Raw genomic sequence first — 25,536 nt, forward strand, 5'->3', positions numbered from 1 at the left:
AAACCCAGCGAGGACACCGCAGAACGAATTGGGCAGAATCACGCCGCCATGGAGCGCGACCACCGTAGGCAACGCCCCGAGAGCCAGAGAAGACCGGCGCATGGCGCGCGAATCGCCCTCGCCCTCAACCCTTCCCGTGTTCTATGACCGTGGGACTGTGCCGTCGGCCCAAATGCCGCACTCTCGCGCTGCGCGCATGTCATGTGCCCACTCTTACTCACCTCGATTCGATGGCCACAACGACATGCGTTTGCTAGCTCATAAAGCAACGACTGAGCAGTCGCCGCAACTCGCGGAGCGGGTGCCATGAGCACCGAGCGCGCTGCCTGGCGCATGCACTTCCGGCTCGCCTATGCCGAAAAGCAGGGCTCCGAATTCGAGAGTTTCGTACGAATCGTGTTGGAACTGGCTTTCCCCGGGGATTTTCTTCCCGTCGCAGCGGCGGGTTCCGAGGGTGATCGCAAGTGCGACGGCCTCTTGCCTTCTCAGCGACGCTTCTTCCAGGCCTACGCTCCCAAGCATTTCAATAAGCGTGACTTGTTAAAGAAGCTGGAAGATGACTACAACGGAGCGATTGAACACTGGGGAGGCCGGTTTGACACTTGGACATTTATCCACAATTCACGCGAAGGCTTGCCTCCCTACGCGCTCGCTTTTCTGCACAACGCTTCGGAGTCAAGTGATTCACACCACGTTTGTGAACCGTGGGGGTATGGCCCACTGATGCATCTGGTGATGGGTCTTTCAGATGAGGATCTTGCAGACCTGCTCGGCCCGCCCTTGAGGCCTGCAGATTTTCTGGTTATCGAAATCGCTGATATAGTACAGCTATTGAGCGCAATCGAGGACATCATTCCTGCCGAAATCGGTCAGATCAATCCCGTTCCACATGACAAGCTCGAACGCAATCAATTCGATCCCATTTCGCAAGACTATCTGCTTCAAGCAATGCGACACACGAACCAAGTTCGGCGCTATCTGGTGGAGCAGGTCGCGCGGCCGACATACCGAGATGACTTGGCGGCAAGATTTGCTTCCAAGTATCGATCGCTTAGGAACGTAGCATTTACACCTGATGAAGTCATCACTGAGCTACAAGCGTGGATCTTGCCTCCAGTGAGCAGTTTGAAAAGGCAAGCCGCGGCTGGGGCCACGATTGCATATTTCTTTGAGGAATGTGACATCTTCGAAAACCCCGAGGAGATGAAACAGTGATTCTACCCACAAAGGGAATCCACCCAGATCGAGCTTTGATCACAATTGGTGGCGATATTATAGATGCATTGCAGCAGCCTATGACGGTCTCAGGGCTGTGGGAAATTCTGCGCGAACGCCGGTCGACTATTGGTAAGAGAGAGGTCGGTTTTGATTGGTTCATCTTGACACTTGACATGCTGTATGCACTAGGAGTGGTGAAGCTCGGTAGCGACAATTTTCTGGTGCGGAATTCGAGATGATCCGATCTGTTGCGAGCAACGACACCCGTTTCAAGCAGTTAGAGTTCGGCAGCGGGCTCAATGTCGTATTGGCCGACCGGACGAGCGAGGCATCGGACCACCAAACTCGCAATGGCTCAGGTAAATCCAGCCTGATCCGACTGCTGCATTTTCTCTTCGGTGGTAATGCACCGAATTCGTCAGTGTTTCGACGGGAGCCGCTTCGTTCCTGCGTCTTCACTTCCGAGATCAACGTGGGTGACGAGAGCTTGTGGGTTTCACGGACCGGCATTCTGCCGAATAAGTTGTATGTATCGCAGCGCGTGCCGGGTCTGGCTTACACGGAAGAATCGATCTTCGGTGACAGCACGCCTGCCCCGAGACCAGACGGTGATGAGTTGGGTCTTGAGCAATGGAAGGAGCGACTTGGCTCATCGTGGTTCGGTCTTGACAAGGACTCTCCTACATATTCGCCAACAATGCGATCTCTGCTGTCGTATCTGATCCGACGGCAGCATGACGACGGTTTTCAACGGGCATTTGATCACTCAAGGATGCAGCAGCCGTGGGACCGCCAAGTATGTATCTCGTATTTCTTGGACCTCGACTGGTCAATCGCTCGTGACGTCCAGTTGGTTCGCAAACAGGAGCAAGAACTTAAGGCACTGCAAAAGGCTGCAAGTAGCCCAGAATTTGGAAACGTTCTTGGTCGCTCAGCTGACTTGCGTTCCGAACTGATTGTCGCGCGGGACCGAGTTCGACGGTTGCACGCCGCGGTTCAACAGTTCCAAGTAGTCAACGAGTACGCAGAATTGGTGTCCGAAGCCGATCAACTGACGACCCGATTGCGCGACCTCCGAGATGAAGCCGCAATTGATCGCGACCTCATCCGGCAAATGGAAGAAATGTTGCTCGATGAGCAGCCTCCTGATGTCGGGCAGCTTGAGCGTATGTGGAGCCAAGTCAATGTTGTGCTGCCCGCGCACATTTACAATACCTATGACTCAGTTCACGAATTCCACAATTCTGTCCTACGAAATCGCCGGCTCTACCTGCAGCGCGAAACCGAGCTTGCGCGCGAACGAATGGAGTCGAGGCGAGTCGAGTCGGCGAGCTTGGAAAATCGCAGATCTGATCTCATGCGAGTCCTCGATTCAGGTGGGGCGTTAGAGGAATACGCCGCACTTCAGGCGGAGGTGTCTGGTGCACAAGCACAGGTTAAGCAGCTGGAAGTGCGGTTTGAACTCGCTCAGAAGATCGAGGGCGGAAAGGTACGGCTCGATAATCGCCGATCTGAGCTAGCGGTCAGGCTGATTGGGGATCACAATGATCGCCGCGAGCGATTGGATCTAGCGATTGCGCGGTTTGAAGAGTTCTCAAGCGAATTGTACGAAGAGCGGCACGGACTTCTCGTTGTTGATACATCGCGAAATGGTCCAACGTTTGATGTGAAGATCTCGAGCAAAGAAAGCGCCGGAATCCACAATATGCAGATTCTCTGCTTTGATTTTGTGGTGACAACGCTGCTCCAAGAGCGAAACATCGGTCCCGGATTCTTGGTGCATGACAGCCATATCTTTGATGGAGTGGACGAGCGTCAGATTGCAAGCTCGCTACAGTTGGGTGCGCGACTGGCTGAGGAATACGGATTTCAGTACATCGTCACCCTCAACAGCGACATGGTCCCGGACTTTCCGAGCGGATTCGACTTTGGCCCATTTGTGAACGAGGTGCGTCTGACCGACGCTATTGAGACCGGCGGTCTCTTCGGCTTCCAGTTCGATTGAAGGGGACGCACATAATGGCGGAAATGAGTAACCGGGCCCGGGTTGGGGATGCGTTTGGCATATTAGCGCAGTGTCTGAAGCCGTTCGTTGATCGGCACATGGCGCGTGGACCAAATGGAGGTGCTGATTGGGCGGCTCGTTTTGCAGCGACAGCGCGACCACCGGTCGGAGAGTATTCCGTTGACGACCCATTGTTTCTGTTGCGGGTGATTGCCGACTGTTGGCGGGGAACGTTTGAGCGCCAGTTGCCGAGAAGTGCGCGTAATATCGTGTTTACATTGCGCGACAAGCGGAATGACTGGGCGCACAACAAGCGCTTCCAGCTGCACGACACCCAATACACGCTCAGTGGGATCCTCACGCTCATAGAGGCTGTTGCGCCGGCGGAAGCACCCAAGGTGCAGGCAATGTTGTACGACCTGAACCGTATTCAGTACGAGCGTGCACAAACCCAGGACTCAGAGGAGAAGAAGGGCGCTGTGTTTAACGTGCTGGACTCGGCGCCGTCAGGTTTGAAGCCGTGGCGTGAGGTCATCCATCCTCACGATGACATTCACTCGGGACGGTTCAGCGTCGCCGAGTTCGCTGCTGATTTGGAGATGGTGCGCCAAGGCTTGGGCAGCGAGGAATACGCCGACCCCCGCCGCTTCTTCGAGCGCACGTATCTGACCGCGGGATTGCGCGATCTGCTGACTCTGGCTGTAAATCGAGTGAGCGGGCGCGGCGGACAACCAGTCATCAGCTGCCAGACCAACTTCGGCGGAGGGAAGACACACAGCCTCATTGCCCTCTACCACCTGATGTCGGGAATCGACCTGTCGCAGATGCCGCCCGAGCTCGCGGACCTCGTTCGTGAGGCGGGTGTCGACACCCTGCCCGAAGTGAACTGCGCAGTGGTGGTCGGCAACCGCTTCGGTGCCGGAGAGGTGCACACAAAACCCGATGGCACCAAGGTGAACACCATCTGGGGCGAGATTGCGTGGCAGCTCGGCGGCACGGCGGCGTACGAGCTTGTCGCCGAGAGCGACCGCAACCGTACGAACCCTGGTGAGGCCATCCGAGATGTGCTCACCGTGTGCTCGCCGTGTCTGGTCCTCATCGACGAGTGGGTGGCCTACGCCCGCGAGCTATACGAGCGGACCGACCTTCCCGGAGGCAGCTTCGACTCCCAGTTCAGCTTTGCGCAGACGCTCTCGGAAGCCACGAAGGCAACCGATGGGGCGCTGTTCGTGGTGTCCATACCTGCCTCCGAGGAGGCTGATGCCGATGATGAGAACTTCGCGGCATCGAGCTTGGAGGTAGGCGGAACTGCTGGACGTGAGGCGCTGAGGCGCCTGACCAACGTCACCAACCGGCTCGCGGAAACGTGGCAGCCAGCCAGCGGCGACGAGACCTACGAGATCGTGCGCCGACGGCTCTTCAAGCCGCTGGCCGACGATGCGAGCGTGCATCGGGACGAGGCAGCGGAAGCCCTCGGTCGGCTGTACCGATCTCAACGCGCCGACTTCCCTGCCGAGTGCTCCGAGATCGCCTACGTGGAGCGCATCAAGTCGGCCTATCCGATTCACCCCGAAGTGTTCGACCGTCTGTATCAGGACTGGTCCTCGATCGACCGATTTCAGCGCACCCGCGGCGTGTTGCGACTGATGGCCGCGACCATCGATTCGCTCTGGGCCAGCGACGATAAGTCCCCGCTGATACTGCCGTGCTCCATCCCCCTGGGCGATGACCGGGTTGTCAACGAGTTGGCTGGGAGGCTGGCTGATTACTGGCATCCGGTCATCGCCGCCGACGTGGACGGCCAGGAGTCGCACGCAGCCCGCATCGACCGAGCCACCCCGCACCTCGGTGCATTGCACGCCACCCGCCGGGTCGCTCGGACCATCTTCATCGGAGCGACGCCCAGAGTCGGCAGCCCGAATCAGGGACTGGAGATGCGTCGGGTGCGTCTGGGGGCCACCTTCGCCGGTGACCCGTCCGGGCCGATCTCCGACGCACTGAGCCGGCTCGCCGCCGAAGCGCCGTACCTGTATGTGGACCGCGACCGGTACTGGTTCGACCGGCAGCAAAACGTCACGCGTACTGCCCGGGATGAGATCGAGAATCTGCTCGAAGGAGACCGGTACGAGGTGCAGGTCGAGATCGTACGGAGGCTGCGCGAGCGCGGCGGCCGACGTGGAGAGCATTCCGACGCATTTGCCAGCGTTCATGTAGCCCCGGCAAGCGGAACCGATGTTGCCGACGAGCCGCGCGCGCGTTTGGTGGTGTTGGAGCCCGGGTCGACGCTGACGCTGAACTCTGACGACTCGCCTGCTCTGTCTGCGGCGCGGGAAATACTGGAGCAGCGAGGTGCCGGGCCTCGGCAGTACCGGAACATGCTGGTGTTCGCGGCTCCTGAGCAACGGGCCGCCGAGGCTCTGGAGCAGGCGGCGGCCGAGTACTTGGCCTGGGACGGAATCTGCGGCCGTCACGAAGAGCTGAACCTCGACGCGCAGCAGAAGAAGCTGGCAGAGACTCAGCGAGATCGATCGGACCAGACCGCCGGCTTGCGCATTGCCGAGGCGTACCGCTATCTCCTCGTGCCGCAGCAAGAAGAACCGCGAGGTCCGGTCACGCTCGAAGTGGTGAAACTCGACTCGGACAACTCCGTTGGCGAGCGGAGCGGCCGCAGGCGAACCAATGACCACCTACTCAGTGGAACTCCGCCTGTGGTGCGCATGGCCGAGAGCGCCGCCCGGAGGCTGGTGAATGACGGCGAGTTGGGCGTTCAGTTCCCTCCGGTGATCCTTCGCCAGGAGCTCGACGGCGTGCTGGCCTCGCGTTGGGCAGACGGCCATGTCGCGGTGTCAGTGCTCTGGGAGGACATGGCGCGGTACGTGTATCTGCCTCGCTTACGCGATCAAGACGTGCTGATGTCCACCGCAGCGAGCGGACCAGAAGGCTTCGCTTGGACGACCGAAGGATTCGCCACAGCCGTCTCCTACGACGACACGGCAAGTCGTTACTTGGGCCTAAGCACGCCTGGTGAGCGGGCAGAAGTCTTGACGCCATCGACGCTCATCGTCCGTCCCGACCTCGCGACCGCCCAGCAGCAGCGAGACCGCGAGGCAGTTGCCACGGACGGCACCGAACGCAGTGGTGGCGGAGTGGGCGTCACCGAAGATGGCGACGGCTCAGCGACCAGCGGCGACAGCCTTTTTCCGAGCGACGCGGATGGCGATGACGGTGAGTCTGGTATCTCGACGGATCCACCTCGGCCGACACTCAGTGTCTTTCGAGGTTCCATCGTTTTGGATCCCGAACGGCCCACGAGAGCATTCACGCAGGTGAGTGACGAGGTCCTCACCCACGTACTCAATCATCCTGACGCAGAGGTCGTTGTCCGTGTCGACGTCGAGGTCCGTAAGCCGGGCGGATTCACGAGTGACGTCATCCGCAACGTCAACGAGAACACGCGGGTCCTCGGCTTTGAAGAAGGCACCGGTTTCACTTCGGACTGACCGCGCCAGGCCTTCGAGCATGGCAGTCCGCTGGGCGTCTCCGATGGGTACTGAGACCGCGGACAAAGACCGATGAGTCAGCCGATAGCACCGGCGACGGCGAGCTCGACGATGCGGTCGTCGTCGTAGCCCAGGACGTTCCGCAGGACCAGGTCATTGTGCTCGCCCAGGCTGGGGCCCGAACGGGCCACGACGTGGGGTGACGCGCTGAGCTGCAGTTTGGGGGCCTCGACGATCATGCGGTCGTGCACCGGATGCTCGACGTCCATCCAATGCCCTCGATGGATGAGCTGCGGATCCGCGAAGCAGCCCAGTCCGTTCTGGTTGGCATGCGCCGGAACACCGACGGCCTGCAACGCAGCTTCGGCTGCAGCAGGGGTGCGCCCGGCGGCCCAGGCGGCAATAGCGGCGTCGATCTCGGTATTGCGGGCGAGTCGTCCAGCTGCGTTGAGGCCGCCGAGCTCGGGCGGCGCGGGTTGGCCGTCGGCCTCGAGCAGGCGGCACAGTGATTCCCACTGGTGCTCGGTCTCGCACACCACGGCAATCCACGGGTCCGGCGGTTCGAGCGGGTTGTCAGGGTCTGCGTCACCGGGGTCGCACGGGTACATCGCATGGGGGCACATGAACGCATCCGCGTTGCCCATGCGAGTCGCGGCAGCGCCGTTGACCGTGTTCTCGAGCACTTCGGTTGCCAGGAAGTGGACTGCCGCTTCGGCTTGTGCGAAGTCGAGGTGCTGGCCGCGGCCTTCAGGATCGGCATCACGAGCATCGAGCGCGGCCATCAGCAGCGGAACCATGTACTGCGGCGTGACGTAGTCGGTGTAGGCCAGGAACGGTCCTGCGGGGGCACGGTCGGGCCACCCGGTCATCTCGTAGAAGCCGGTGATGGCGCCAGCCAGGTTGCCGAAGCCGGCGAACGTGGCAAGCGGCCCGGTCTGGCCCATCAGGCTGGTGCTCAGCAGAATGAGACTCGGGTTGCGCTTCGAGAGCGTCTCCCACCCGATGCCCCAGTCGTCCAGCGTGCCGGGCGTATACGACTCCACGTAGATGTCCGCCCACTCGGTGAGATCGCAGAAGGCGTCGCGGCCTTCGGGGACATTCAGGTCCAGGGTCACGCCGAGCTTTCCCGCGTTGAGCGTTCCGTACTGGATCGACGCGTCAGGCCCCATGTCGCCGCGCAGCCCGCCGCCGCTGCCCCGAGCGGCATCGAAACGAGCCGGCCCTTCCACCTTGATGACGGTCGCGCCGAAATCGGCGAGCACCCGCGTGGTGAACGGCCCGGCATAGACCCAGCTGGTGTCGAGCACCTTGATGCCGTCGAGCGGCCGCGGCGCTGCGGGATCGCGGTTCGCATCACGCAGCGCCTGCGCGGCGTCCAGCAGCGCGGAGCGAGGCATCGTCCGCACCGCTTCGGTGTGGGCGCCGAGTTCGGGAGGTCCGCCCAGCGAGCGCAGCGGTGTGCGGCTGGGCTTGCACCACGCACCGGGGGTGACGACGCTGCCCCAGGCCGGATCGTCGATCGTGTCCCAGTAGCCGCGTTCGTTGAAGTGCTGGACTCCGGTCAGCTCCGCCGGGCTGTACACCGGCGCGAGCAGCAGTTCACGCTTCTGTGCCTCCGCGAACAGCTCGGCTCGTGTGTGCGAGCTGGTCAGGCAGGTGATCGCGGCCTTGGTCAACTCGAGCTGCGCTGGTGCGCTGTCGGGCTCGGTGAACAGGCGCATCCCGAAGTCGACCCAATCCAATGCTGCAAGCTCGTCGTCGCAGCAGCCTGCCTCGTGCACCCAGTCCATCAGCCGGGCAGTGAAGCGGCCGATTGTGTCACCGAAGAGCAGCGTGATCGAGACGTAGCCGTCCTGCGCCGGGTACACGAACTGCAGATGGAAGTTGAGTATCAGGATGCCGCCCGATGTCCGCCGCGCCGACGGGTACCCATTCGGCGCGTGGACATGTCCAGGAAACGCGATCTGCATCAGCGCCTGCTGTGCGGAGATGTCGACGTGCTGGCCATAGCCGCTGCGGTCACGTTGGCGCAGCGCGAGCGAGGTGCCGACCGCGGCATGCGATCCGGCGTGCAGCCAGCTCTGCGGCGCCGTGATGCGCAGCGGTGCCCGGTCGGTGTCGCCGGTAATGGCAGCGCTGCAAGCCGCCGCGGCAATGGTGAGATCTGACGCTGCCCATCGGGCCTTCGGGCCGGTGCTGCCAAAGGCGGTGACGGTGGTGTGCACGAGGCCTGGATTGACGGCGCGCAGCTCGTCGTAGTCGAGACCGAGGCCTGGATCAGGTGATTCGATCAGCGCGTCGGCGCCGGCCGCCAGCTCCAGCAGCTCGCTGCGGTCATCGATGACACAGCTCTGCGCACCGCGTCGCAGGTTCCACCATCCCAACGACGTGCCGTCGGGTCCTTGCTGGCGGTGGTCCCGCCCCCGGCCGTCGGGGCCTTCGATGAGGACCACGTCCGCGCCCAGCGAGCCAAGGATCGAGGTGCACATTGCGCCCCGGTGATCGGTGAGGTCCAGCACTCGATATGGCTTCAGCATCGCCGTGAAGCTAACGCCCGGTCCGGTCCCAGACCGACGACCCCGCACGCGTCGCGTTCGGGCATCGCTTCACAGGGGGCGGCTAGCGTGCCGCCGGTGACCATTCGAGGGAAGGCCTGCATCGCCGGGGTGTACGAGCATCCAGGGCGCGAACTGCCCGATCGGACGCTGCCGCAGATCCACGGCGAGGTGGCCGCAGGAGCGCTGGCCGATGCGGGGCTCTCGCTGGCAGATGTCGACGCGTACTACTCCGCAGGTGACGCTCCTGGCTTCGGTGCGCTGTCGATGGTGGAATACTTGGGCCTCGACTGCACCTACATCGACGACACCGAGACGGGCGGCTCGGCGTACCTGGTTCACGTCCAGCACGCTGCGGCCGCCATTGCCGCCCGACAGGTCAACGTTGCGCTCATCACGCTGGCGGGCAAACCCCGCACCGGCGGGGCAGGGCCAGGCGGCAGTGCCCGCTTCAGCTCTGCGCCCGAGGCGTCGTTCGAGAACCAGTTCGGCATGTCGGTGCCCGGCGGGTACGCACTGGCCGCGGCACGTCACATGCATGAGTTCGGCACGACGTCCGAGCAGCTCGCCGAAGTGAAGGTGGCCGCGTCCACGCACGCACAACACAACCCGAACGCGTTCCTTCAAGACGTTGTCACGGTGGACGAGGTGGTCTCGTCGCCGATGATCTCCGATCCGCTGCGCCGGCTGGACTGCTGCGTCATCACCGACGGCGGCGGAGCGCTGGTGCTGGTCTCCGAAGCTGTAGCGGCATCGCTTGATCGCCACTGCATTCCTGTGCTGGGCACGGGCACGTCGATCAAGCACACCTCGGGCGGGCGCATCGACCTCACCCACACCGGCGCGTCGCGCTCGGGCCCGCTGGCGTTCGCCGAGGCCGGCATCACCCCGGCCGACATCGACTACGTGTCCATCTACGACAGCTTCACCATCACTGTGCTGATCACCCTCGAAGATCTGGGCTTCGCCAAGAAGGGCCACGGCGGGCGCTTCGTGTCCGACGGCGCCCTGCAGTCACCGGGCGGCGTGCTGCCGTTCAACACCGATGGCGGCGGTCTGTGCAACAACCATCCGGCCAATCGCGGCGGCATGACCAAGGTGGTCGAAGCCGTGCGGCAGCTGCGCGGCGAGGCGCACGCTGCGGTGCAGGTGCCCGACTGCGAGCTGGCGTTGGCACACGGCACCGGCGGCAGCCTCGCGACACGCATGGCAAGCGCCACCGTCGTGATGGGCCGATCGCTGTGAGCCATATCGAAGTGAGCCAGATCGAAATGAGGTGGCCGCTGTGAGCGAGTTGGGACCGTCGGGCCTGCCGGTGCCGCCGCCGCACGCGAACCTCGAAACGCAGCGCTTCTGGGACGCGACGGCGCAGGGACGCTTGGAGCTGCCCCGCTGCGACGACTGTGACCACGTCGTGTGGTACCCGCGCGACCACTGCGACCAGTGCGGCTCGACGTCAGTGACCTGGTTCACCGCATCGGGGCGTGGCATCGTTTACAGCTGCACCGTCACCCGGCGGATCCCCGGCTCGTGGCGCAAGGCGACCCCGTTCGTGCTGGCCTACGTCGAGCTCGAAGAAGGCCCCCGCGTGGTGACCAACATCGTCGGCTGCGACCCCGACACGGTCCACATCGGCCAGGCCGTGCAGGCAGTCTTCGACCCCACTCCAGAAGGCCCCGCACTGCTCCGGTTCACCCCTGCCTGAGCCTGTCCAACGCCTCAGCGCTTCGGCTCAGACTTCGAGCATCAGCGTCACTGGACCGTCGTTCGTCAACTCGACTGCCATGTGGGCCCCGAATGAGCCGGTTGCAACCGTGGCGCCCAGGCGTCGCAACTCGGCGACCAGCTCGTCGATCAGCTCAGCGGCGAGGTCGGGAGCGGCCGCGGCGACGAACGACGGCCGCCGGCCTTTGCGCGTGTCGCCGTAGAGCGTGAATTGACTGACCACCAGCACTTCGCCGCTGGTGTCGGCCACTGACCGGTTCATCTGGCCGTTCTCGTCGGCGAAGATGCGCAGGTTCCAGATCTTGCCCGCAAGCTTGCGCGCCGTCTCCCGGCTGTCGTCGTGCGTTGCGCCCACCAGGCAGCACAGCCCGGCGCCGATCTCGCCGATGACCTCACCGTCGACGCGTACGCGGGCTTCAGAAGCCCGCTGAACCAGAGCTCGCACCCGCTCAGCGTAGGTTTCGACTGATCGCAGTCAGAGGCGCTCGATAGGCAACGCCGTCGAGGGCATCGGCTCCCGTCGTCACAGCCACTCTGCGCAATGCAGTGCTTACACTCACCACGGCCAAAGGCTCAGCATCGCAAACGCCCCCAATGGCGGCGGCGAGCACCCCCGAACCTGAAGCAGGCCAAGCGCTCTGAGCGGCGGAGCCGCCAGCAACGAAAAGAGAGTGCAATGCAGACACTCGGACTGGACCACGTAGCGGTCATCACTGGAGATTCGGACGCGCTGCAGCGGTTCTACATCGACATGTTCGGGGCCACGATCGAGTTTGACGGCGAGGAATACCCCGGCGGGCCTCGCATGACCGTGATCAACGTCGGACCCAGTACCGAGCTCAACGTGTTCGAGATCGAAGGCAACGACCAGGCCGAGCACCAGACGCCGATGTTCGGTCGCGGCCGACTTGATCACATCGGTCTTCGTGCCGCCGATCTTGACCAATTCGGCCACATCAGGCGGCAACTGATGGACGCTGGCGCCACCGACGGCACCGTCACGGACTTCGGGCGCAAACTCAGCCTGTTCTTCCGGGACCCTGACGCCATGGAGTGCGAAGTGCTCGTCCCCAACCCCGAGCCCGGCCGCCACCCTGTCGGCTCGCGTTCTGACCTGTTTGAGTAGTCGGACTCATCCGTCGCGGCGCAACGGGGCGTCGGCGAACGTGTGCCACAAGTATCAGAAAATGATCGCGTCGACTTCGATCTCGATGACGAGGTCGGGATGGATGAGCGCCGACACCTCGACGAGGGTCGAAGCAGGGCGGATGTCGCTGAAGACTTCCCCGTGGGCACGGACGAAGTCCTCGGTCATGGCGATGTCGGTCACGAACGACCTTGTCCGCACGACGTCACTCATCTGGGCACCCGCTTCGTTGAGCACACTCTCGATGAGCTCGAAGATCGCCTTCGCCTGCGCGTAGCAGTCGCCCGGGTGCGCCACGCCATCGGGTCCGAGCGTTGTGCTGCCCGAAACGGCGACATGGTTGCCCAGGCGCACCCCCCGCGAATAACCCGCGACGGCCTCAAGCGGCCCGCCGCTCGAGATGTTCTGCCTGTCGGCGCCGGAAACGTTGCTGTCGTTGTTCATGCCGACATTGTGGGGCGCGGCAGGCACGCCGTGCTGCGCTGTCAGGTGATGGCGCCGGCGATGACGAGTTCGGCGATCTTCTCGGCTTCATAACCGAGGATGCCTTCGAGCACTTCCATGTTGTGCTCGCCGAACATCGGACCGCCCCACAGCGGCCGGCCGGGAGTGCGCGACAGCTCGAAATTGCTGTCCTCCACCCAGGTATGGCCGTGCTTGGCGTGCGGTACCGACAAGAAGTGCTCGCGGGCGACGATCTGCGGGTCAGCCATGAGATCGGCAGCGTCGTTCACCCGGTGAGCTGGCACGCCGCACTGCTGCAGCGTCGCCTCGATGGCGGCTGCTTCTTGGGGCTCGGTCCACGTGGTGATCGCCGCGTCGATGGCGTCGCTGCGGGCTTGGCGACCTGCAACGTCCAGGGCCGCAACGTCAGCGCCTGCGCCAATCGCCGACAGAGCGTGCCCCAGATCGCTGTTCTCGCCGGCGGCCCCCACAAGCAGTCCGGCCAACGCGCCCCACTGCGCATCGGTCTCGCAGGCGATCGCGACCCAGCGGTCGTCGCCGGCCGCGGGATAGACGCTGTGGGGGCACATGTGGCGATCCGCGTTGCCGCTGCGACCAGCAGTGCGTCCGTTGATCTCCTCGTCGGCGAATTCGGTCGCCAGGAAGTGCAGCGCCCCCTCCATCTGGGAGAAATCGACGTGCTGTCCCCGGCCCGTGCGATCACGCTCGGCCAGCGCAGCCAGGATCAGCATCACGCCCAGCTTCGGCGAGATGTAGTCGGTATAGGCGGTGAACGGGCCCGCCGGGATGCGATCGGGCCAGCCGGTCACCGGATAGAACCCGGCGATTGCGGCCGCCATCGTGCCGAAGCCCGCGTACATGCGCATTGGCCCCGTCTGGCCCATGAGGCAACTGGAGAACATCACGAGATTGGGATTCACCTCGCGCAGCACGTCGTAGGTGAGGCCCCAATTCTCCATCGCCTTCGGCGAGAAGGACTCGGTGAGCACGTCGCACCACGCAACGAGGTCCAGGATCACCTCTCGGGCCTCGGGCAGCGACAAGTCGAGCGTCAGGTCCAGCTTCCCTGCGTTGATGGAGTGGAACTGCAGCGCGTTCTCCTGCCCGCCTTCCTCGCCGATGAACGGATGGACGCCGCGCAGCACGTCGGGGTGCAACTCGCTTTCCACCTTGACGACGGTTGCGCCGTAGTCAGCCAAAGTTCGGGTTGCACCGGGACCCGCCAGCGCCCACATGAAATCGAGGATCTTGACGTCTTCGAGGGGGCGGTTCATCGATCGCCCGGTGGGGATGAGCTCTGACCGGGGACGCGACGTGATCGCCGGTCCAGCCGTTCCATCGGCTGTCAGGTGCCGCACGGTGTGCTCGCCGAGACGCGGTGCGGCCGCAAGGTCTGCGAGCGGGTCGCCGGTCGTCTTGGCCATCGCGCCGCACAGTCGCACCGGCGCAGGGCCGCTGGCTCGGGGCGCCTCAACGTGCTGCCAGTAGTCGCGCACACCCAGGTGATCGAGAGCGAGCACATCGGCCGTCGTCGTGACGGGCGCGATCAGCAGGTTGTCCGACAGTGCCCGCTCCAGCAGTTCCGCCTTCGTCTTCGAGGCCGCGAACGCGGTCAGGCACTTGATGGCATGGTCGAACGTGTCCATCGACTCGCGGCCTTCGAAGATCGCCATGCCGAAGTCGACCCAGTCCTTGTCCCGCAGCTCGACGTCGCAGTAGCCCTCCTCGCAGACCCACGTCAGGAGCCGGCTCGTAAAGGGTGCGATCATCGGGCCGAACAGGAACGTGACGGTCACATGGCCGTCTGCGCACCCGTACACCCACGGGATGAGAAAGCCGCCCAGATTGACGGCTCCCGGAAGCCTCACCGGCACCTCGCCGCCGGTGAGCACGGCCATCATCTGGAACTGCGTGCAGTCAACGAACGACTGCTGGGCCGAGGTGTCCACGTGCTGGCCGAGCCCCGAGCTCTGACGCTCGTGAAGCGCCATGAGAATCGCGCCGGCGGTGTCGACCGCGGCGTTGTGCCAGGTCTGGGGTGAGCCGATGCGTACCGGTGCCCGGTCGCGGTCGCCCGTCAGCGACATCGTGCCGCTTGAGGCGGCGATCGTGAGGTCGGTTGCCGCCCAGCCGGTCTTCGGACCCGTTTGGCCGAACGGCGTGATCGAGGCGGTCACGAGCTGGGGATTGGCGGCACGCAGCGCATCGAGGTCGACGTCGAAGGCGTCGCAGGAGACGACCGCGTCGCAGTGGGCTGCCAGCTCGGCGATCTGAGCCGAGTTTTCGATGACCACCGAGTGCTTGCCTCGGTTGTAGACCAGAAACTCAATCGACCGCTCCGCGTCGACCACGTCGTCCACGTAGGGGCCCCGGTGGCGGGCGCGATGCCCGTCGGGCGGCTCGGCGAGCACGACCTCGGCGCCCAGCTGCGCCAGCAGCATCCCGGCCATGTGCCCGCGGTCGTCGGTCAGATCCAGAATGCGCAGCCCGTCCAGCACTTCGGAGTGTCTCCGTCCCGTCACGGCGCCGATGCGTCCGGCGCAAGTTCGCAAACTCTGCCAGACAAGTCCCGTAGGTGCCTATTTGTACGGGTACTCGCCGCCGACGAGCGCAGCGCCGAATGCAGCCGGTGTGTCGCCGCTGCGTACCCATGGCGTGTCACACGTCACCACTATTTTGCGGTCATGACATCCATTCACGGTGACGTACGTGACATCACGTCGTCAGCCGGGCCGCTGGCTGGCTCTCGTCCGGCGAGGCGCTGGCGCTGGTGCTGGTGCGCTGTCGTGGCGGCGATGGCTCTTGGGCTTTCGGCGTGCAGCAGCACTCCGATCCGCACACCGCAGTGATCACGTTCAGCGAGCCGTATGCCCCGTGGCAGACGCTGTTCGACTTGGTCCTGCCGGCACATGAACTGGGACCCGACACCGACATCGCCGACCAGTGGAATGACGAGATCACGATCTCTGGCGGACCGTGGATCCAGCACTCGTGGTCTTCCGAGCAGCAGATCCTTGTGCCGAATCACGACTACTGGGACGCGGATCGCGTCCCGCTGTTGGACGAGGTCGTCATGGCGCCTCGCGAAGACACCGACTCGGAGATCCTCGCACTGCAGACCGGCGAGGCGATGGCCGCCTTCCCGCAGCCGTTTCCGGGCGCCCGTGAGCGCATCACCGGCGATCTGACCTTCGCGGTCGGCGCAGGGACATCCATCGAGGGGCTCTGGATCAACCCGGACGCGCCGGATCGACGATTCGATGTCACTCGCAACGTGCGTCAAGCACTCGCGTACGCCCTCGACCGGGAGCGCATCGCGGACGTAGCACTCGGCTCGATCGTCCCGGACCCCGAAGTGCTGCAATGCACCGGCTGGAACCCCGGCTTCGGCGAGTGGTGCAACGACGACTTCGCGCGCTACCTCCCCGACGCCGCCAAGGTTGCTGAGCTGCTGGAAGCCGAAGGCTGGACCCGACCTGATCCTGACGGCCTGTGGGTGAATTCTGAAGGCGAAGAGCTCGTGCTTGCCTGGAACACCGTGGCCGGCAACAAGCGACGCGGAGGTGGATCCGGCTGCCCGGCTGGTCAAGGTCCATGAACTCGGGGCACTGCTTGCCGATGACATGCCCTGGATCCCGCTGTATGTGCTGCCGAACTTGCTGGCCTGGGATGCCACGGTTGTATCCGGCGCTGGTGCGTACGTGTCGAGTCCCTACGGCGGATTCTTCGACATGTATGACTGGACACTCAGCGGTGAATGAACCAGTGACGGCTTCGATTTCAGGCTGAGTTCGGCTCGTGGCTCGGTATGCGCTCCGACGGCTCGTCGTCACGCTGCCGATCCTGGCCGTGATCTCGCTGGGCGCGTTCTGGGCGGCAGACAACATCACGAAGCCGACGGCGGCCTTCGCTGTCAACCCGCGGATCTCGGCTGCCGACCGCGCCGCATACGTCGAGGCGCTGGGACTCGATTTGCCGTTCTGGACCCGCTACTTCCACTGGTTGGGCAACTTCGTGACCGGAGATCTCGGCACGTCGCTGGTGCAAAACGGAGCTGAGGTTTGGCTGCTCGTGCGAACAGCGTTGGCGAACACGCTGGTGCTCGTCGCTGTCGCGGTGACCTTGTCGTTGGCGGTGGGCATCGCGGTCGGAACGCTCGGGGCCGCGCGCCGCCGTTCGCTCATCGATATTGCCGCCACCACCACGTCGTATTTCGGTCTCTCGATCCCAGTGTTCTGGCTGGGCCTGATGCTGCAACTGTTCTTCGGGCTCTATCTTGCGAATTGGCTGGGCGTCGCGCCGCCGCTGCTGCCGACAGCGGGCATCTACTCGCCGGATCAAGAAGGGTTCGATCTGATCGACCGTGCGCGTCACCTCGCCGTGCCGACCATGGCCTTGTCCCTGCAACTGATCGCCGTCTACAGCCGCTACATGCGTGCGGGTCTGCTCGACGTGCTTGGCGCCGAGTACGTGCGCACGGCGTACGCCAAGGGTCTCTCAGAACGGGTGGTGGTGTTGCGTCACGGAGTGCGCAACGCCCTGATACCTGTGACGACCCAGGCCGCCCTGGGCATCGGCTTTCGGTAGTGGCTCTGGCGGTGCTCGTGCTCATCGCTGCTGCCGTCATCGGCGCGGATCTGATCGCGCCGTACCCGCCGAACGAACAGCACCTCGACGATCTCCTCGCCGGCCCGGGCCGCGAATACCTGCTCGGTACCGACACCCCGGGACGCGACACGCTCAGCCGCGTGCTCCACGGCGGGCGGATCTCCCTGCTGGTCGGTGTGTCGGTGGCGATTCTGGCGTCCGTGATGGGCACGCTTGTCGGCCTTGTCGCCGGGTACCGGGGCGGGTTTGTCGACGCCGCTTTGATACGCGTCACAGACACGCTGATCGCGCTGCCGCCCGAGCGATGGGTGCCGGGATTCCGCGCATCCTGTTTCGGCACTTGTTGCCGAACTTGGTGGGCGAGATCACCGTCGCTGTGTCGATCGCGGTGGCTGCGGCGATCTTGGGCGAGTCAGTTCTCAGCTTTCTCGGCTTGGGCATCAGTGCGGTGCATGGCGCCACGTGGGGGAACATGCTCGGAGGCAATGAGGGGCTCATGACCATCGCGCCATGGCTCGTGTGGGCCCCCGGTTTGGCGATCGTTTTCACTGCCCTGTCGGTCAACTACGTGGGCGACGGCGTGCGAGACGCCTTCGACGTGAAGGCCGAAGTACGAGATCACCCGAGCAGCGCGAGCGGGGCTGAGGGTGCGTCCGAGTGCTCGCACCGCTAGACACTGCCCTCGAAATCCACCACTTCGGCACTCTTGTGTGCTGAGGTGAGAATCCGATTCCCATGAGAAGAGGTACAGGACCGTGGCGAACAAGGCAGAGACCATCAAGGCGGTGGCCGCTCGGGCCGGTGTGACGGCTGGCGACGCAGAGAAGGCGCTGTCGGCGTTCTTCGATCTCGTTGCAGCGGAAGTGAAGGCTGGCGGCAAGGTGACGTGGCCCGGATTCGGCGCATTCTCGATGTCCGAGCGCGGTGCGCGTATGGGCCGCAACCCTCAGACCGGCGAGTCCATCGAGATCGGACCGAGCCGCTCGCTGAAGCTCTCGACTGCTGCTGCGATGAAGAAGCAGCTGATGGAGGGCTGAGTCAGCGCTCAGCTATACGGCGCCGTCTGCGGCGCCGCACTCCGAGACCGGCGCATCGTCGACATGCAGATGCACGATGTCAAGGCCATCACTGCGATGACTCCGTAGGTCGCGTCGTAGTGGCCTGTCCTGTCGGCGAGCCAACCGCTCGCCGCTGGACCGATGACCGACGCGGGGCCATAGAACATCGTCATCGTGCCGAGCACAGCCGCAAACGTGCGATCTGTGACGTGATCGCGCACGAACGTGGCGGTGAGCGACGGGTAGGCGAATGACGCGCCCCCGAAGACCACCACGGCGGCGACGATGATCACCGCATTGGGAACGCGCGCCGCCATCACGACCCCGGTGCATGTGCTGATGGCCATCACGGTCGCCATCGTGGCGGGCCGGCCTATCCGATCGCTGAGACGGCCGAACGCCAAAGCGCCGACCATCGAACCTGCTCCCATGCCGGAGAACACGAGCGTGGCGGCCAAGCGGTCGAAGCCGTGGTCGCGCTCAAGTGCCAGACCCAGGAAGTTTGCGAACGACGTCGTCGTATAGGCGAACGCCATGTACGCCACGACGGCCCGTTTCCAGCCCTGAATCTGCCGCAACGCTGCAAGTCCGCCGACGGCGGTGACCCGTTCGGTTCGGCCCGCCTTGACGAACAGCGTCAGCGCAACGAGCAGCAGTATCGAGATCGCTGCCTCGCCCAGCCACAGCGGCCGCCAGATCGCGTCGCTGCCAGCCACATTGCGCATCACCGCAGTTGCGAGGGGAACGCCGATGAATGCTGCGCCCATGGTGGCGGTGAGCACGCCGAGCGCTGCGCCTCGCCGAGCCGCGGGCACTCCCTCGCTGGCGATGACGGGAGCGGTGAGCCAGATGCCTCCGCCGCCGAGGCCCGCCAGTGCAGTTCCGATCACCAAGGCGAACGGAGACGACGCCGTTCCCACCACAGCGAGGCCGATTGTCGACGTGACGATGCCGGCCCGCAAGAGCGTGAACGGTTCGACGCGGCCCGCGCTGAACGTGACGATCACCACACCGGCGAAGTAGGCGCCCATGTTCGTCGAGCCGAGCGCGCCGACCAGCGTGTCGCTCAGCCCGAGTTCGGGGGCCATGGCGGGGAGCAGTACTCCGATGGTGGCCCGACCGAAGATGTGCGACACCACCCCGGAGAAGGCCACGAGCACGACGCGGCCCCAGCGCACACGGTCGAAGTCGACCGCGTCGCCGACCGCATCCGCAGCTGCCGCCGGGCCTAGCGCCGGCACGGGATCGCCGAATCCGGCTGCGGCGGGCGTGACCCTGAAGGCGTCGGGCAAGCGGCCCATCTGGCGAGTGGCTGGGGTCAGTGCCCCGGCGTGAACCTGACCCGCAGAACCGCCGGACCCCAGATCCCGTTCGAGAGCGGCTTCCATTCGACGTTGCCGTCGAGGCGAAGGTTCGGCATTCGACGGGCGATGGCCTTGAACGCCTCCTGCAGCTCTGCCCGGGCCAGGAAGGCTCCCAGGCAGTGATGGATGCCGCTGCCGAAGGTCATGTGGGGGGTGCCTGAACGGCGCGTGATGTCGAAGTCTGTGGGCTCGACGAACTTCTCGCCGTCGTAGTTGGCGCCCACAAGGCTCGGGAAGATGAAGGTGTTGGCCGGGAACTCGATGTCGCGGTAGGTGATCGGCTCGCTGGCGTAACGAGCGGTGCCGCGTATCGCACCGAGATACCGCATGACTTCTTCGACGGCACCAGGCGCCTGCGACAGGTCATCTGCGAGCAACCGCAACTGGTCGGGATGCTGTGCGAACAGCGCCACCGCGCACCCGAGCTGGTTGCGAGTCGTGTCGGTGCCCGCAAGCAGCAGTGAGTTGGCGAGCGACAGTAACTCCTCTGTCGACAGCCGATCGCCTGCTTCGGACACGGCGATGAGGTCGGACAGCAGGTCGTCACGCGGCGCCGCCCGGCGCTCGGCGATGAGCGCCGTCATGTAGGCCTCCATCTCGTTCTGCGCTGCGACGATGGCCGGACCGTCCCGGTGGAGGTTGCCGTTGAAGATGCGGAAGATGTCCGTCGCCAGGCGTCCGAACAGCTTCCAGTCCTCGCGAGGAGCACCCAGCATCTCGCAGATGATCGGAATCGGGTATGGCTCGCAGACTTGGCTCACGAACTCGGCGCTGCCCTGTGCGCACACGGGGTCGAGCAACTCGTCGATCACTTCGGCCATGAAGGGCCGCAGCCGCTCCGCCGATTTCGGTGTGAAAGCGGGCCCGACGAGGCGCCGGAGTCGGTGGTGCTCGTCACCCTCCATTGCCAAGATGTTGCGGCTGCTGCGCTGCCTGAAATCTGGGTCGTCGTAGCCCTGCATGTCCGCGATCAGTCCGATCGCGGAGTACCAGCGGCCGTCACGCAGCATGGCGGTTGCGTCGTCGTAGCGAGTGATGACGTAGCCGAGCGGAGTCCGCGCAATCCAGTTGCCGTTCTCGAGCAGACCGAGCGCCAACTGCCGCTGTTCCTCCCACGTCACCGGATCGAGCTCCAGTTCGGGCATCTCCACTTCGGCAACCGGCACGGCCATGGGCGCACCCTAACCAGACCTGCACCGGCCTCGGCTCGGGCACGCTGGGAGGCGCAGCCGTAGCATTCGCACGATGAATGGCGCAGGCACATCGGGTAATGGCACATCGGGCAATGGGGAATCAGGCAATGGCACGGTCTCGGCTGAGCAATACGGCAACGTGCTGCTCGTCAAGGTGGACGACGGCAAGGCGAACGCGTTCTCGGTACCGATGCTGGCCGCGCTGGACGCGCAGATCGATGCAGCCGAGGCCGACGACGGCATCGGTGCGGTGGTCATCGCCGGCAACCAACGGGCGTTCTTTGCAGGGTTCGACCTCAACGTGATCCGCGGCGGCGACCGTGCTGCGATGACCGATCTGGTGTCAGCGGGTGGCGCAATGGTGCGGCGGGCCTACGGCTCATCGGTACCCGTGGTGGCAGCGTGCACCGGACATGCCGTCGCAGCGGGAGCGTTGCTGCTGCTGGGCTGCGACCATCGCGTCGGCCCCGATGCGCCCGTCAAGATCGGGCTGAACGAAGTGGCAATTGCGCTGACGCTGCCGGACTGGGCCATGACGATTTCCACCGAACGCCTGTCCAGGCGTCACCTGCAGCGCTGCGTGGCGAACGCCCGCCTGCTGGACGGCGTGGGCGCTACCCAAGCCGGCTTCCTCGACGAGGCGGTGGCTCCGGATGCGGTCGTCGAACGGGCGCTCGAGGTAGCTGCGGAGCTGGCCGACACGCTCGACCCCCGTGCTTACGCCGGCACGGTGCGGGCGCTGCGAGGCGACGTACTTGCCGAGATGGACGCATCGGTCGAACGAGACCGCGCCTCGGGGGTGTGACAGACCGATGACGGTCGGCGAATAGGGGCTCAACGATGAAAGCAATCGTCTTCTCGGAGCACGGCGATATCGATGTGCTGTCGTATCGCGACATCGACACGCCCGAGCTGCAACCCGGCGAAGTACGGATCGCGGTGCGGGCCTGCTCGCTCAACTACCACGACGTGTTCACTCGCCGCGGCATGCCTGGGATCAAGGTGCCGCTACCCGGCATCCCGGGCTGTGATGCCGCAGGGCAGGTCGCCGAGCTCGGTCCGGGTGTCGAGGGATGGTCGGTGGGCGACCGGGTGCTCGCAGACCCGGTCCATTGGGACCGCGGGAGCGGCACGTTCTCCATGATCGGCGACACCCTGTGGGGCGCCTATGCCGAGTACGTCACCGTGAGCGACACGCAGCTGATCCCGCTGCCCGATGACGTTTCTTACGAGGATGCTTCGTGCCTGCCGGTGGCCTATGGCACTGCCCACCGGATGATGATCACCCGCGGCGAGGTCGGCCCGGACGACACCGTGTTGATCCTGGGCGCCAGTGGGGGAGTGGGCACCAGCGCGTTGCTGATCTCCAAGCTGCGGGGTGCGAGAGTGATCGCTGCAGCGGGCACCGACGAGAAGTGCCAGCGCCTTGTTGACCTGGGCGCCGACGAGACGATCAATTATGCCGAGGTCGACATTGCCCGCTATTGCCGCGAACAAACCGGCGGCCTGTTCGGTGGGGGCGGCTACGACGTGGTGGTCAATTTCACCGGTGGCGACACCTGGGCCCGTTCGCTGCGATGCGTGCGCCAGGGCGGGCGCCTCCTGACCTGCGGCGCTACCGCTGGCTACAACCCGCCGACTGACCTTCGATTCATCTGGACCGCCGAGATGGACATCCGAGGTTCCAACGGGTGGAAACGCGACGACCTTGACGAGTTGCTACGGATGGTGCAGTCGCACGAGCTGGTACCCGTCATTGATTCCCTGGTGCCGCTGCCCGATGGCGTCGAGGCGCACCGGGCCATGGAGGAGCGCCGCTTCTTCGGCAAGATTGTCATCACCGCTGACGCGCCGGTCTGAGCAGCATTGCAGTGACCTCCCTCGGGACGGCCGCGGACGTGGACGACATCGCTGTCATCGACTTCCGCTTCCGGCCCATTGGCGCTCGCAGCTGGACGCCGTCCGCGACCTACCACTACTTGGACCGGATGGGCCTTGAGCCTTGTCCCAGCTTCGTGCAGATCGTCGACGAGCATCCCGACCACTTCGTGGGTTTCGGCTCAGTCGAGCCCAGCGATGTCGACGAAGCGGTCAACGCGGTCGGGGAACTCGCTGCGCTGGGCATGCGGGGTGTCACGGTCGATCCGTCCACAGCGCCCCTCAGCCGCCGGTTCAACGACCGGGAGCTCTGCCCGATCTATGAAGAGGCGCAGCGCTTGGGACTCATCGTGTCGACGACCATGAGCTGCCTGCTGGGCCCGTACCAGGACGACTGCCGACCCGAGTACGTGGACCACGTCGCCACCGACTTCGGGGGCCTCACTGTGTCGATCCAGCACGGCGGCTGGCCGTACGTGCGTGAAGCGCTGGGCGTCGCTTACAGGCAGCCCAACGTCGTGATCGTGCCCGGCCAGTACGTCCACTACGGCTTTCCCGGTTCGGACGACTACGTGACCGCGCTGGCTCGCCAACTGCCCGACCAGATCCTGTTCGGGAGCGTCTACCCCAACTGCGGCCCCCTCACTGACCTGCGCCGCATCGTGGCCAGCTGGGACTTGCCGCCCCACATCGAGCGCCAGCTTGAACCGTGTCTCGGGAAAGGATGGCTGAAGCGATGACGGCGTATGCGGTGACATACCGTCGGGATGCCGATGATGACGCATGGCTCGTCGAGATCGAAGGCATGGCAGACGTGCACACGTTCTGTCGAACTCTTGACGAGGCGGCAACCAACGTTCGTGAAGCCATCGCCGTCACTGTCGACGACGACCCTTGGCAATTGGAACTCGACGAACACTTCGATGTTGCCAACGTCGATATCGACGAGCTGGCGAGACTTCGTGACCAGGCTCAAGAGCGGCAAGAAATCTATTTGGCCCAACAGTGAGTCGCCGGGTGATCTCGATTCCCAGCTGGCCAGGCAGGTCGTCGTCGATCACGACACATGCGTCGAGTCAGCCGCTGTCCGAAGTCTCTCAGCCCTCGGTGGCCTGACCTTGGACAATCCCGACGCCACCTCGAACGCAGCTGCGTACCGAACACTGTTCGTCACGTCGCTCGTTGGCTTCATGGTGGCGCTCGAGATCACCGTCATCGCGCTGGCTCGTGATGAGATCGCTCAAGCATTCCCAGACGCGTCAGCGGCCTCGCTGTCGTGGGTCATCACCGCCTACAACATCGGCGTCGCGTCGGTGCTGCTGCCAGCAGGCTGGATGGCTGATCGATTCGGCCGAAGAAGGATGTTCCTGTGGGGGCTGGCAATCTTCGCCGTCGGATCGCTGCTGTCAGGACTCGCAGCTTCGGCCGAGTTGCTGATAGCGGCTCGTGTGCTGCGGTCCCTGGGAGGGGCGCTGCAATTCCCGTCTGGCCTGGCACTGTTGCTGACGGCGTTTCCGATCGAGCGACGGCAGATGGCCATCGGCGTCGTCGGCCGACCCGCATCTCCCACCGAGTTCCTCGACGGGATGCGCTGGGTGTGGCTGTTGGCGCTTGTTCTGTTTGCCGCCCAAGCGTTGCTGTTCGTTACGGCCTATCCCCGGCGCGATGGCGTCCCCGTGGCCCGAACGCGTTCTAGCTGAGCGAGCGCGATAGCTATAGGGAGTAGGCGAAGTCGCGCAGCGCAGCCGCAGTGGAGGCGTACACCTCGGGCATTGCGCCGCGGAAGATGACGTCGCCTGCGTGGCACGTGCCGTTGATGGTCCGAGCCGTTGCCGTGTTCCCCGCAGCAGTCAGCTTTCGGTAGTACGTCAGTCCCTCATCGCGCAGCGGATCGAGCTCGTTGACCGAGATGACATGGGGAGGCATGCCCTCCAGCTCCTCGACGCTGACGTGCATCGGCCACGCCAGCGGATTGGTCGCATTCTCACCGGCGGGGTCGTACGCCTTGACGAGTGCGCCCATGTTCTCGCATCCCAGGAAGTACTGGTCGTTCTCGTGCAGCGACGGCAGGTCGGCGGGCGGATTCGCGTACATGCCCGAGATGTACGGGCACTGAGCGAACACGCCGTCGATGACGTCGAGATAGCCGTCGCGCTTGGCCTTGAGCGTGGTCGCCAGCGTCAGGTTCCCGCCGCCGGACTCGCCCGACACAGTGATCGTGGAAATGCCCAAGTCGGCCTTGTTGGCCGCGACCCACTCCAGCGCAGTGCCACAGTCGTTGAGGCCGGCCGGGAAGGGGTGGTTGCCAAGCGATCCGCCGCCGTTGCGGTACTCGACGCCTACGGCCACGAGGCCCAGCACGGCCAGCTCGTCGCGCCAGCGGCAGAAGTTGGCGTCGGCTGCTGTGAGGATCACCATGCCGCCGCCGTGAATGTGGAAGACGGCCGGGAGCGGTCCGGCCACGCCGGCGGGACGGTGGATGTACAGGCTGATCTCGTTGCCGTCGGGGCCCGTGATCGTGACGTCGTTTCGCTCGACACCCTCGATCGGCGCCAAGCCCTGGTACAGCATGTCAAACATCATCTGGAAGCCCGGCTCGCCCACGTTGCAGTAGTCGTAGATGCTCTCGAGGGGCGAGTCAGCGTTGACCGGCGTGGGCTCGCCATGACCGTCGAGGCCAAGCCCGACCATTGCGGCGACCATCCGGCGATCGGCTCGCGGGTCGGTGCCCAGCGTCATGTCCGGGTCGCCGAGTCGTCCCGGTCGATGTACTTGCGTCGCGCCCATGAGTGGTCCCCTCTCCGCCAGGTGGCACGTCGC

At 64.5% G+C, this 25,536-nt stretch carries 24 protein-coding genes; 17 read left to right on the top strand and 7 right to left on the bottom strand.

All coding sequences use genetic code 11. The features are described from left to right. Window positions 1-306 precede the first annotated feature (306 nt). From ACQY5K_RS15255 to ACQY5K_RS15270, 4 genes are read left to right on the top strand one after another with little or no spacing between them, the layout of a single operon-like run. A complete protein-coding gene (locus ACQY5K_RS15255) occupies window positions 307-1,215 on the top strand; it encodes an ABC-three component system protein (protein WP_428116907.1) in 909 nt (302 codons plus the stop codon). Then, window positions 1,212-1,457 (top strand): ABC-three component system middle component 6, encoded by a 246-nt coding sequence (locus ACQY5K_RS15260; protein WP_428116910.1) that lies wholly within the window; start codon window positions 1,212-1,214, stop codon window positions 1,455-1,457. Before ACQY5K_RS15255 ends, ACQY5K_RS15260 begins: the two co-directional genes overlap by 4 nt. Next, a complete protein-coding gene (locus ACQY5K_RS15265; protein ID WP_428116913.1) occupies window positions 1,454-3,223 on the top strand; it encodes an ABC-three component system protein in 1,770 nt (589 codons plus the stop codon). The genes ACQY5K_RS15260 and ACQY5K_RS15265 overlap by 4 nt, the downstream gene beginning before the upstream one ends. Window positions 3,224-3,246: 23 nt before the next feature. Continuing rightward, on the top strand, window positions 3,247-6,723 hold the full coding sequence (locus tag ACQY5K_RS15270; protein WP_428116916.1) for a DUF499 domain-containing protein: 3,477 nt from the start codon (window positions 3,247-3,249) through the stop codon (window positions 6,721-6,723). Between the two features lie 77 nt (window positions 6,724-6,800). On the opposite strand, the gene ACQY5K_RS15275 is transcribed toward ACQY5K_RS15270, so the two are convergent. Beyond that, a complete protein-coding gene (locus ACQY5K_RS15275; RefSeq protein WP_428116919.1) occupies window positions 6,801-9,260 on the bottom strand; it encodes a CoA transferase in 2,460 nt (819 codons plus the stop codon). A 96-nt stretch (window positions 9,261-9,356) separates the two neighbouring features. On the opposite strand from ACQY5K_RS15275, the gene ACQY5K_RS15280 reads away from it, so the two are divergent. Next, entirely contained in the window at window positions 9,357-10,523 is a 1,167-nt protein-coding gene (locus tag ACQY5K_RS15280) for a thiolase domain-containing protein (protein ID WP_428116921.1), read from the top strand. A 40-nt stretch (window positions 10,524-10,563) separates the two neighbouring features. After that, the gene (locus ACQY5K_RS15285) at window positions 10,564-10,983 is read left to right on the top strand and encodes a Zn-ribbon domain-containing OB-fold protein (protein ID WP_428116924.1); all 420 of its coding nucleotides are present in this window, start codon (window positions 10,564-10,566) and stop codon (window positions 10,981-10,983) included. Window positions 10,984-11,010: 27 nt separating this feature from the next. On the opposite strand, the gene dtd is transcribed toward ACQY5K_RS15285, so the two are convergent. Further along, on the bottom strand, window positions 11,011-11,448 hold the full coding sequence (gene dtd, locus ACQY5K_RS15290; protein WP_428116927.1) for a D-aminoacyl-tRNA deacylase: 438 nt from the start codon (window positions 11,446-11,448) through the stop codon (window positions 11,011-11,013). A gap of 231 nt (window positions 11,449-11,679) precedes the next feature. On the opposite strand from dtd, the gene ACQY5K_RS15295 reads away from it, so the two are divergent. Continuing rightward, entirely contained in the window at window positions 11,680-12,129 is a 450-nt protein-coding gene (locus tag ACQY5K_RS15295) for a VOC family protein (protein ID WP_419921077.1), read from the top strand. Window positions 12,130-12,183: 54 nt separating this feature from the next. On the opposite strand, the gene ACQY5K_RS15300 is transcribed toward ACQY5K_RS15295, so the two are convergent. Both ACQY5K_RS15300 and ACQY5K_RS15305 read right to left on the bottom strand, forming a co-directional pair. Continuing rightward, entirely contained in the window at window positions 12,184-12,594 is a 411-nt protein-coding gene (locus ACQY5K_RS15300; RefSeq protein WP_428116931.1) for a RidA family protein, read from the bottom strand. Between the two features lie 41 nt (window positions 12,595-12,635). Next, entirely contained in the window at window positions 12,636-15,137 is a 2,502-nt protein-coding gene (locus tag ACQY5K_RS15305) for a CoA transferase (RefSeq protein ID WP_428116934.1), read from the bottom strand. A 293-nt stretch (window positions 15,138-15,430) separates the two neighbouring features. On the opposite strand from ACQY5K_RS15305, the gene ACQY5K_RS15310 reads away from it, so the two are divergent. From ACQY5K_RS15310 to ACQY5K_RS15330, 5 genes are all read left to right on the top strand, one after another. Next, window positions 15,431-16,213: an ABC transporter substrate-binding protein gene (locus tag ACQY5K_RS15310; protein WP_428116937.1), complete on the top strand. Its 783-nt coding sequence runs from the start codon at window positions 15,431-15,433 to the stop codon at window positions 16,211-16,213. Continuing rightward, on the top strand, window positions 16,179-16,376 hold the full coding sequence (locus ACQY5K_RS15315) for a hypothetical protein (protein ID WP_428116939.1): 198 nt from the start codon (window positions 16,179-16,181) through the stop codon (window positions 16,374-16,376). Before ACQY5K_RS15310 ends, ACQY5K_RS15315 begins: the two co-directional genes overlap by 35 nt. 37 nt (window positions 16,377-16,413) lie before the next feature. After that, entirely contained in the window at window positions 16,414-17,202 is a 789-nt protein-coding gene (locus ACQY5K_RS15320) for an ABC transporter permease (RefSeq protein WP_428116942.1), read from the top strand. A gap of 115 nt (window positions 17,203-17,317) precedes the next feature. Continuing rightward, complete coding sequence (locus ACQY5K_RS15325; RefSeq protein ID WP_428122730.1) at window positions 17,318-17,896, top strand: ABC transporter permease subunit; 579 nt, start codon at window positions 17,318-17,320, stop codon at window positions 17,894-17,896. An 82-nt stretch (window positions 17,897-17,978) separates the two neighbouring features. Then, window positions 17,979-18,260 (top strand): HU family DNA-binding protein, encoded by a 282-nt coding sequence (locus tag ACQY5K_RS15330; RefSeq protein WP_428116945.1) that lies wholly within the window; start codon window positions 17,979-17,981, stop codon window positions 18,258-18,260. 8 nt (window positions 18,261-18,268) lie between these two features. Here ACQY5K_RS15330 and ACQY5K_RS15335 read toward each other — a convergent pair whose 3' ends face one another. Both ACQY5K_RS15335 and ACQY5K_RS15340 read right to left on the bottom strand, forming a co-directional pair. Further along, entirely contained in the window at window positions 18,269-19,582 is a 1,314-nt protein-coding gene (locus tag ACQY5K_RS15335; RefSeq protein WP_428116948.1) for an MFS transporter, read from the bottom strand. Window positions 19,583-19,599: 17 nt separating this feature from the next. Next, window positions 19,600-20,817 carry a cytochrome P450 gene (locus tag ACQY5K_RS15340; RefSeq protein ID WP_428116950.1) on the bottom strand — a complete coding sequence of 406 codons (1,218 nt, stop codon included), beginning with the start codon at window positions 20,815-20,817 and terminating at the stop codon, window positions 19,600-19,602. Between the two features lie 73 nt (window positions 20,818-20,890). On the opposite strand from ACQY5K_RS15340, the gene ACQY5K_RS15345 reads away from it, so the two are divergent. The 5 genes from ACQY5K_RS15345 to ACQY5K_RS15365 are packed head-to-tail and all read left to right on the top strand — an operon-like array spanning window position 20,891 to window position 24,416. After that, window positions 20,891-21,643: a crotonase/enoyl-CoA hydratase family protein gene (locus tag ACQY5K_RS15345; RefSeq protein WP_428116952.1), complete on the top strand. Its 753-nt coding sequence runs from the start codon at window positions 20,891-20,893 to the stop codon at window positions 21,641-21,643. 35 nt (window positions 21,644-21,678) lie between these two features. Next, window positions 21,679-22,698, top strand: a complete 1,020-nt coding sequence (locus ACQY5K_RS15350; RefSeq protein WP_428116955.1) for a zinc-binding dehydrogenase — start codon at window positions 21,679-21,681, stop codon at window positions 22,696-22,698. A gap of 11 nt (window positions 22,699-22,709) precedes the next feature. Next, window positions 22,710-23,456 carry an amidohydrolase family protein gene (locus ACQY5K_RS15355; RefSeq protein WP_428116958.1) on the top strand — a complete coding sequence of 249 codons (747 nt, stop codon included), beginning with the start codon at window positions 22,710-22,712 and terminating at the stop codon, window positions 23,454-23,456. Then, a complete protein-coding gene (locus tag ACQY5K_RS15360; protein WP_428116961.1) occupies window positions 23,453-23,725 on the top strand; it encodes a type II toxin-antitoxin system HicB family antitoxin in 273 nt (90 codons plus the stop codon). The genes ACQY5K_RS15355 and ACQY5K_RS15360 overlap by 4 nt, the downstream gene beginning before the upstream one ends. After that, entirely contained in the window at window positions 23,679-24,416 is a 738-nt protein-coding gene (locus ACQY5K_RS15365; protein WP_428116964.1) for an MFS transporter, read from the top strand. Before ACQY5K_RS15360 ends, ACQY5K_RS15365 begins: the two co-directional genes overlap by 47 nt. Before the next feature lie 13 nt (window positions 24,417-24,429). Here the strand turns inward: ACQY5K_RS15365 and ACQY5K_RS15370 are convergent, their stop codons facing one another. Continuing rightward, window positions 24,430-25,503 carry an alpha/beta hydrolase gene (locus ACQY5K_RS15370; RefSeq protein WP_428116966.1) on the bottom strand — a complete coding sequence of 358 codons (1,074 nt, stop codon included), beginning with the start codon at window positions 25,501-25,503 and terminating at the stop codon, window positions 24,430-24,432. Window positions 25,504-25,536 lie beyond the last annotated feature (33 nt).

The sequence above is a fragment of the Candidatus Poriferisodalis sp. genome (genome assembly GCF_965262965.1).
In the GTDB taxonomy this organism is placed as follows: domain Bacteria; phylum Actinomycetota; class Acidimicrobiia; order Acidimicrobiales; family Poriferisodalaceae; genus Poriferisodalis.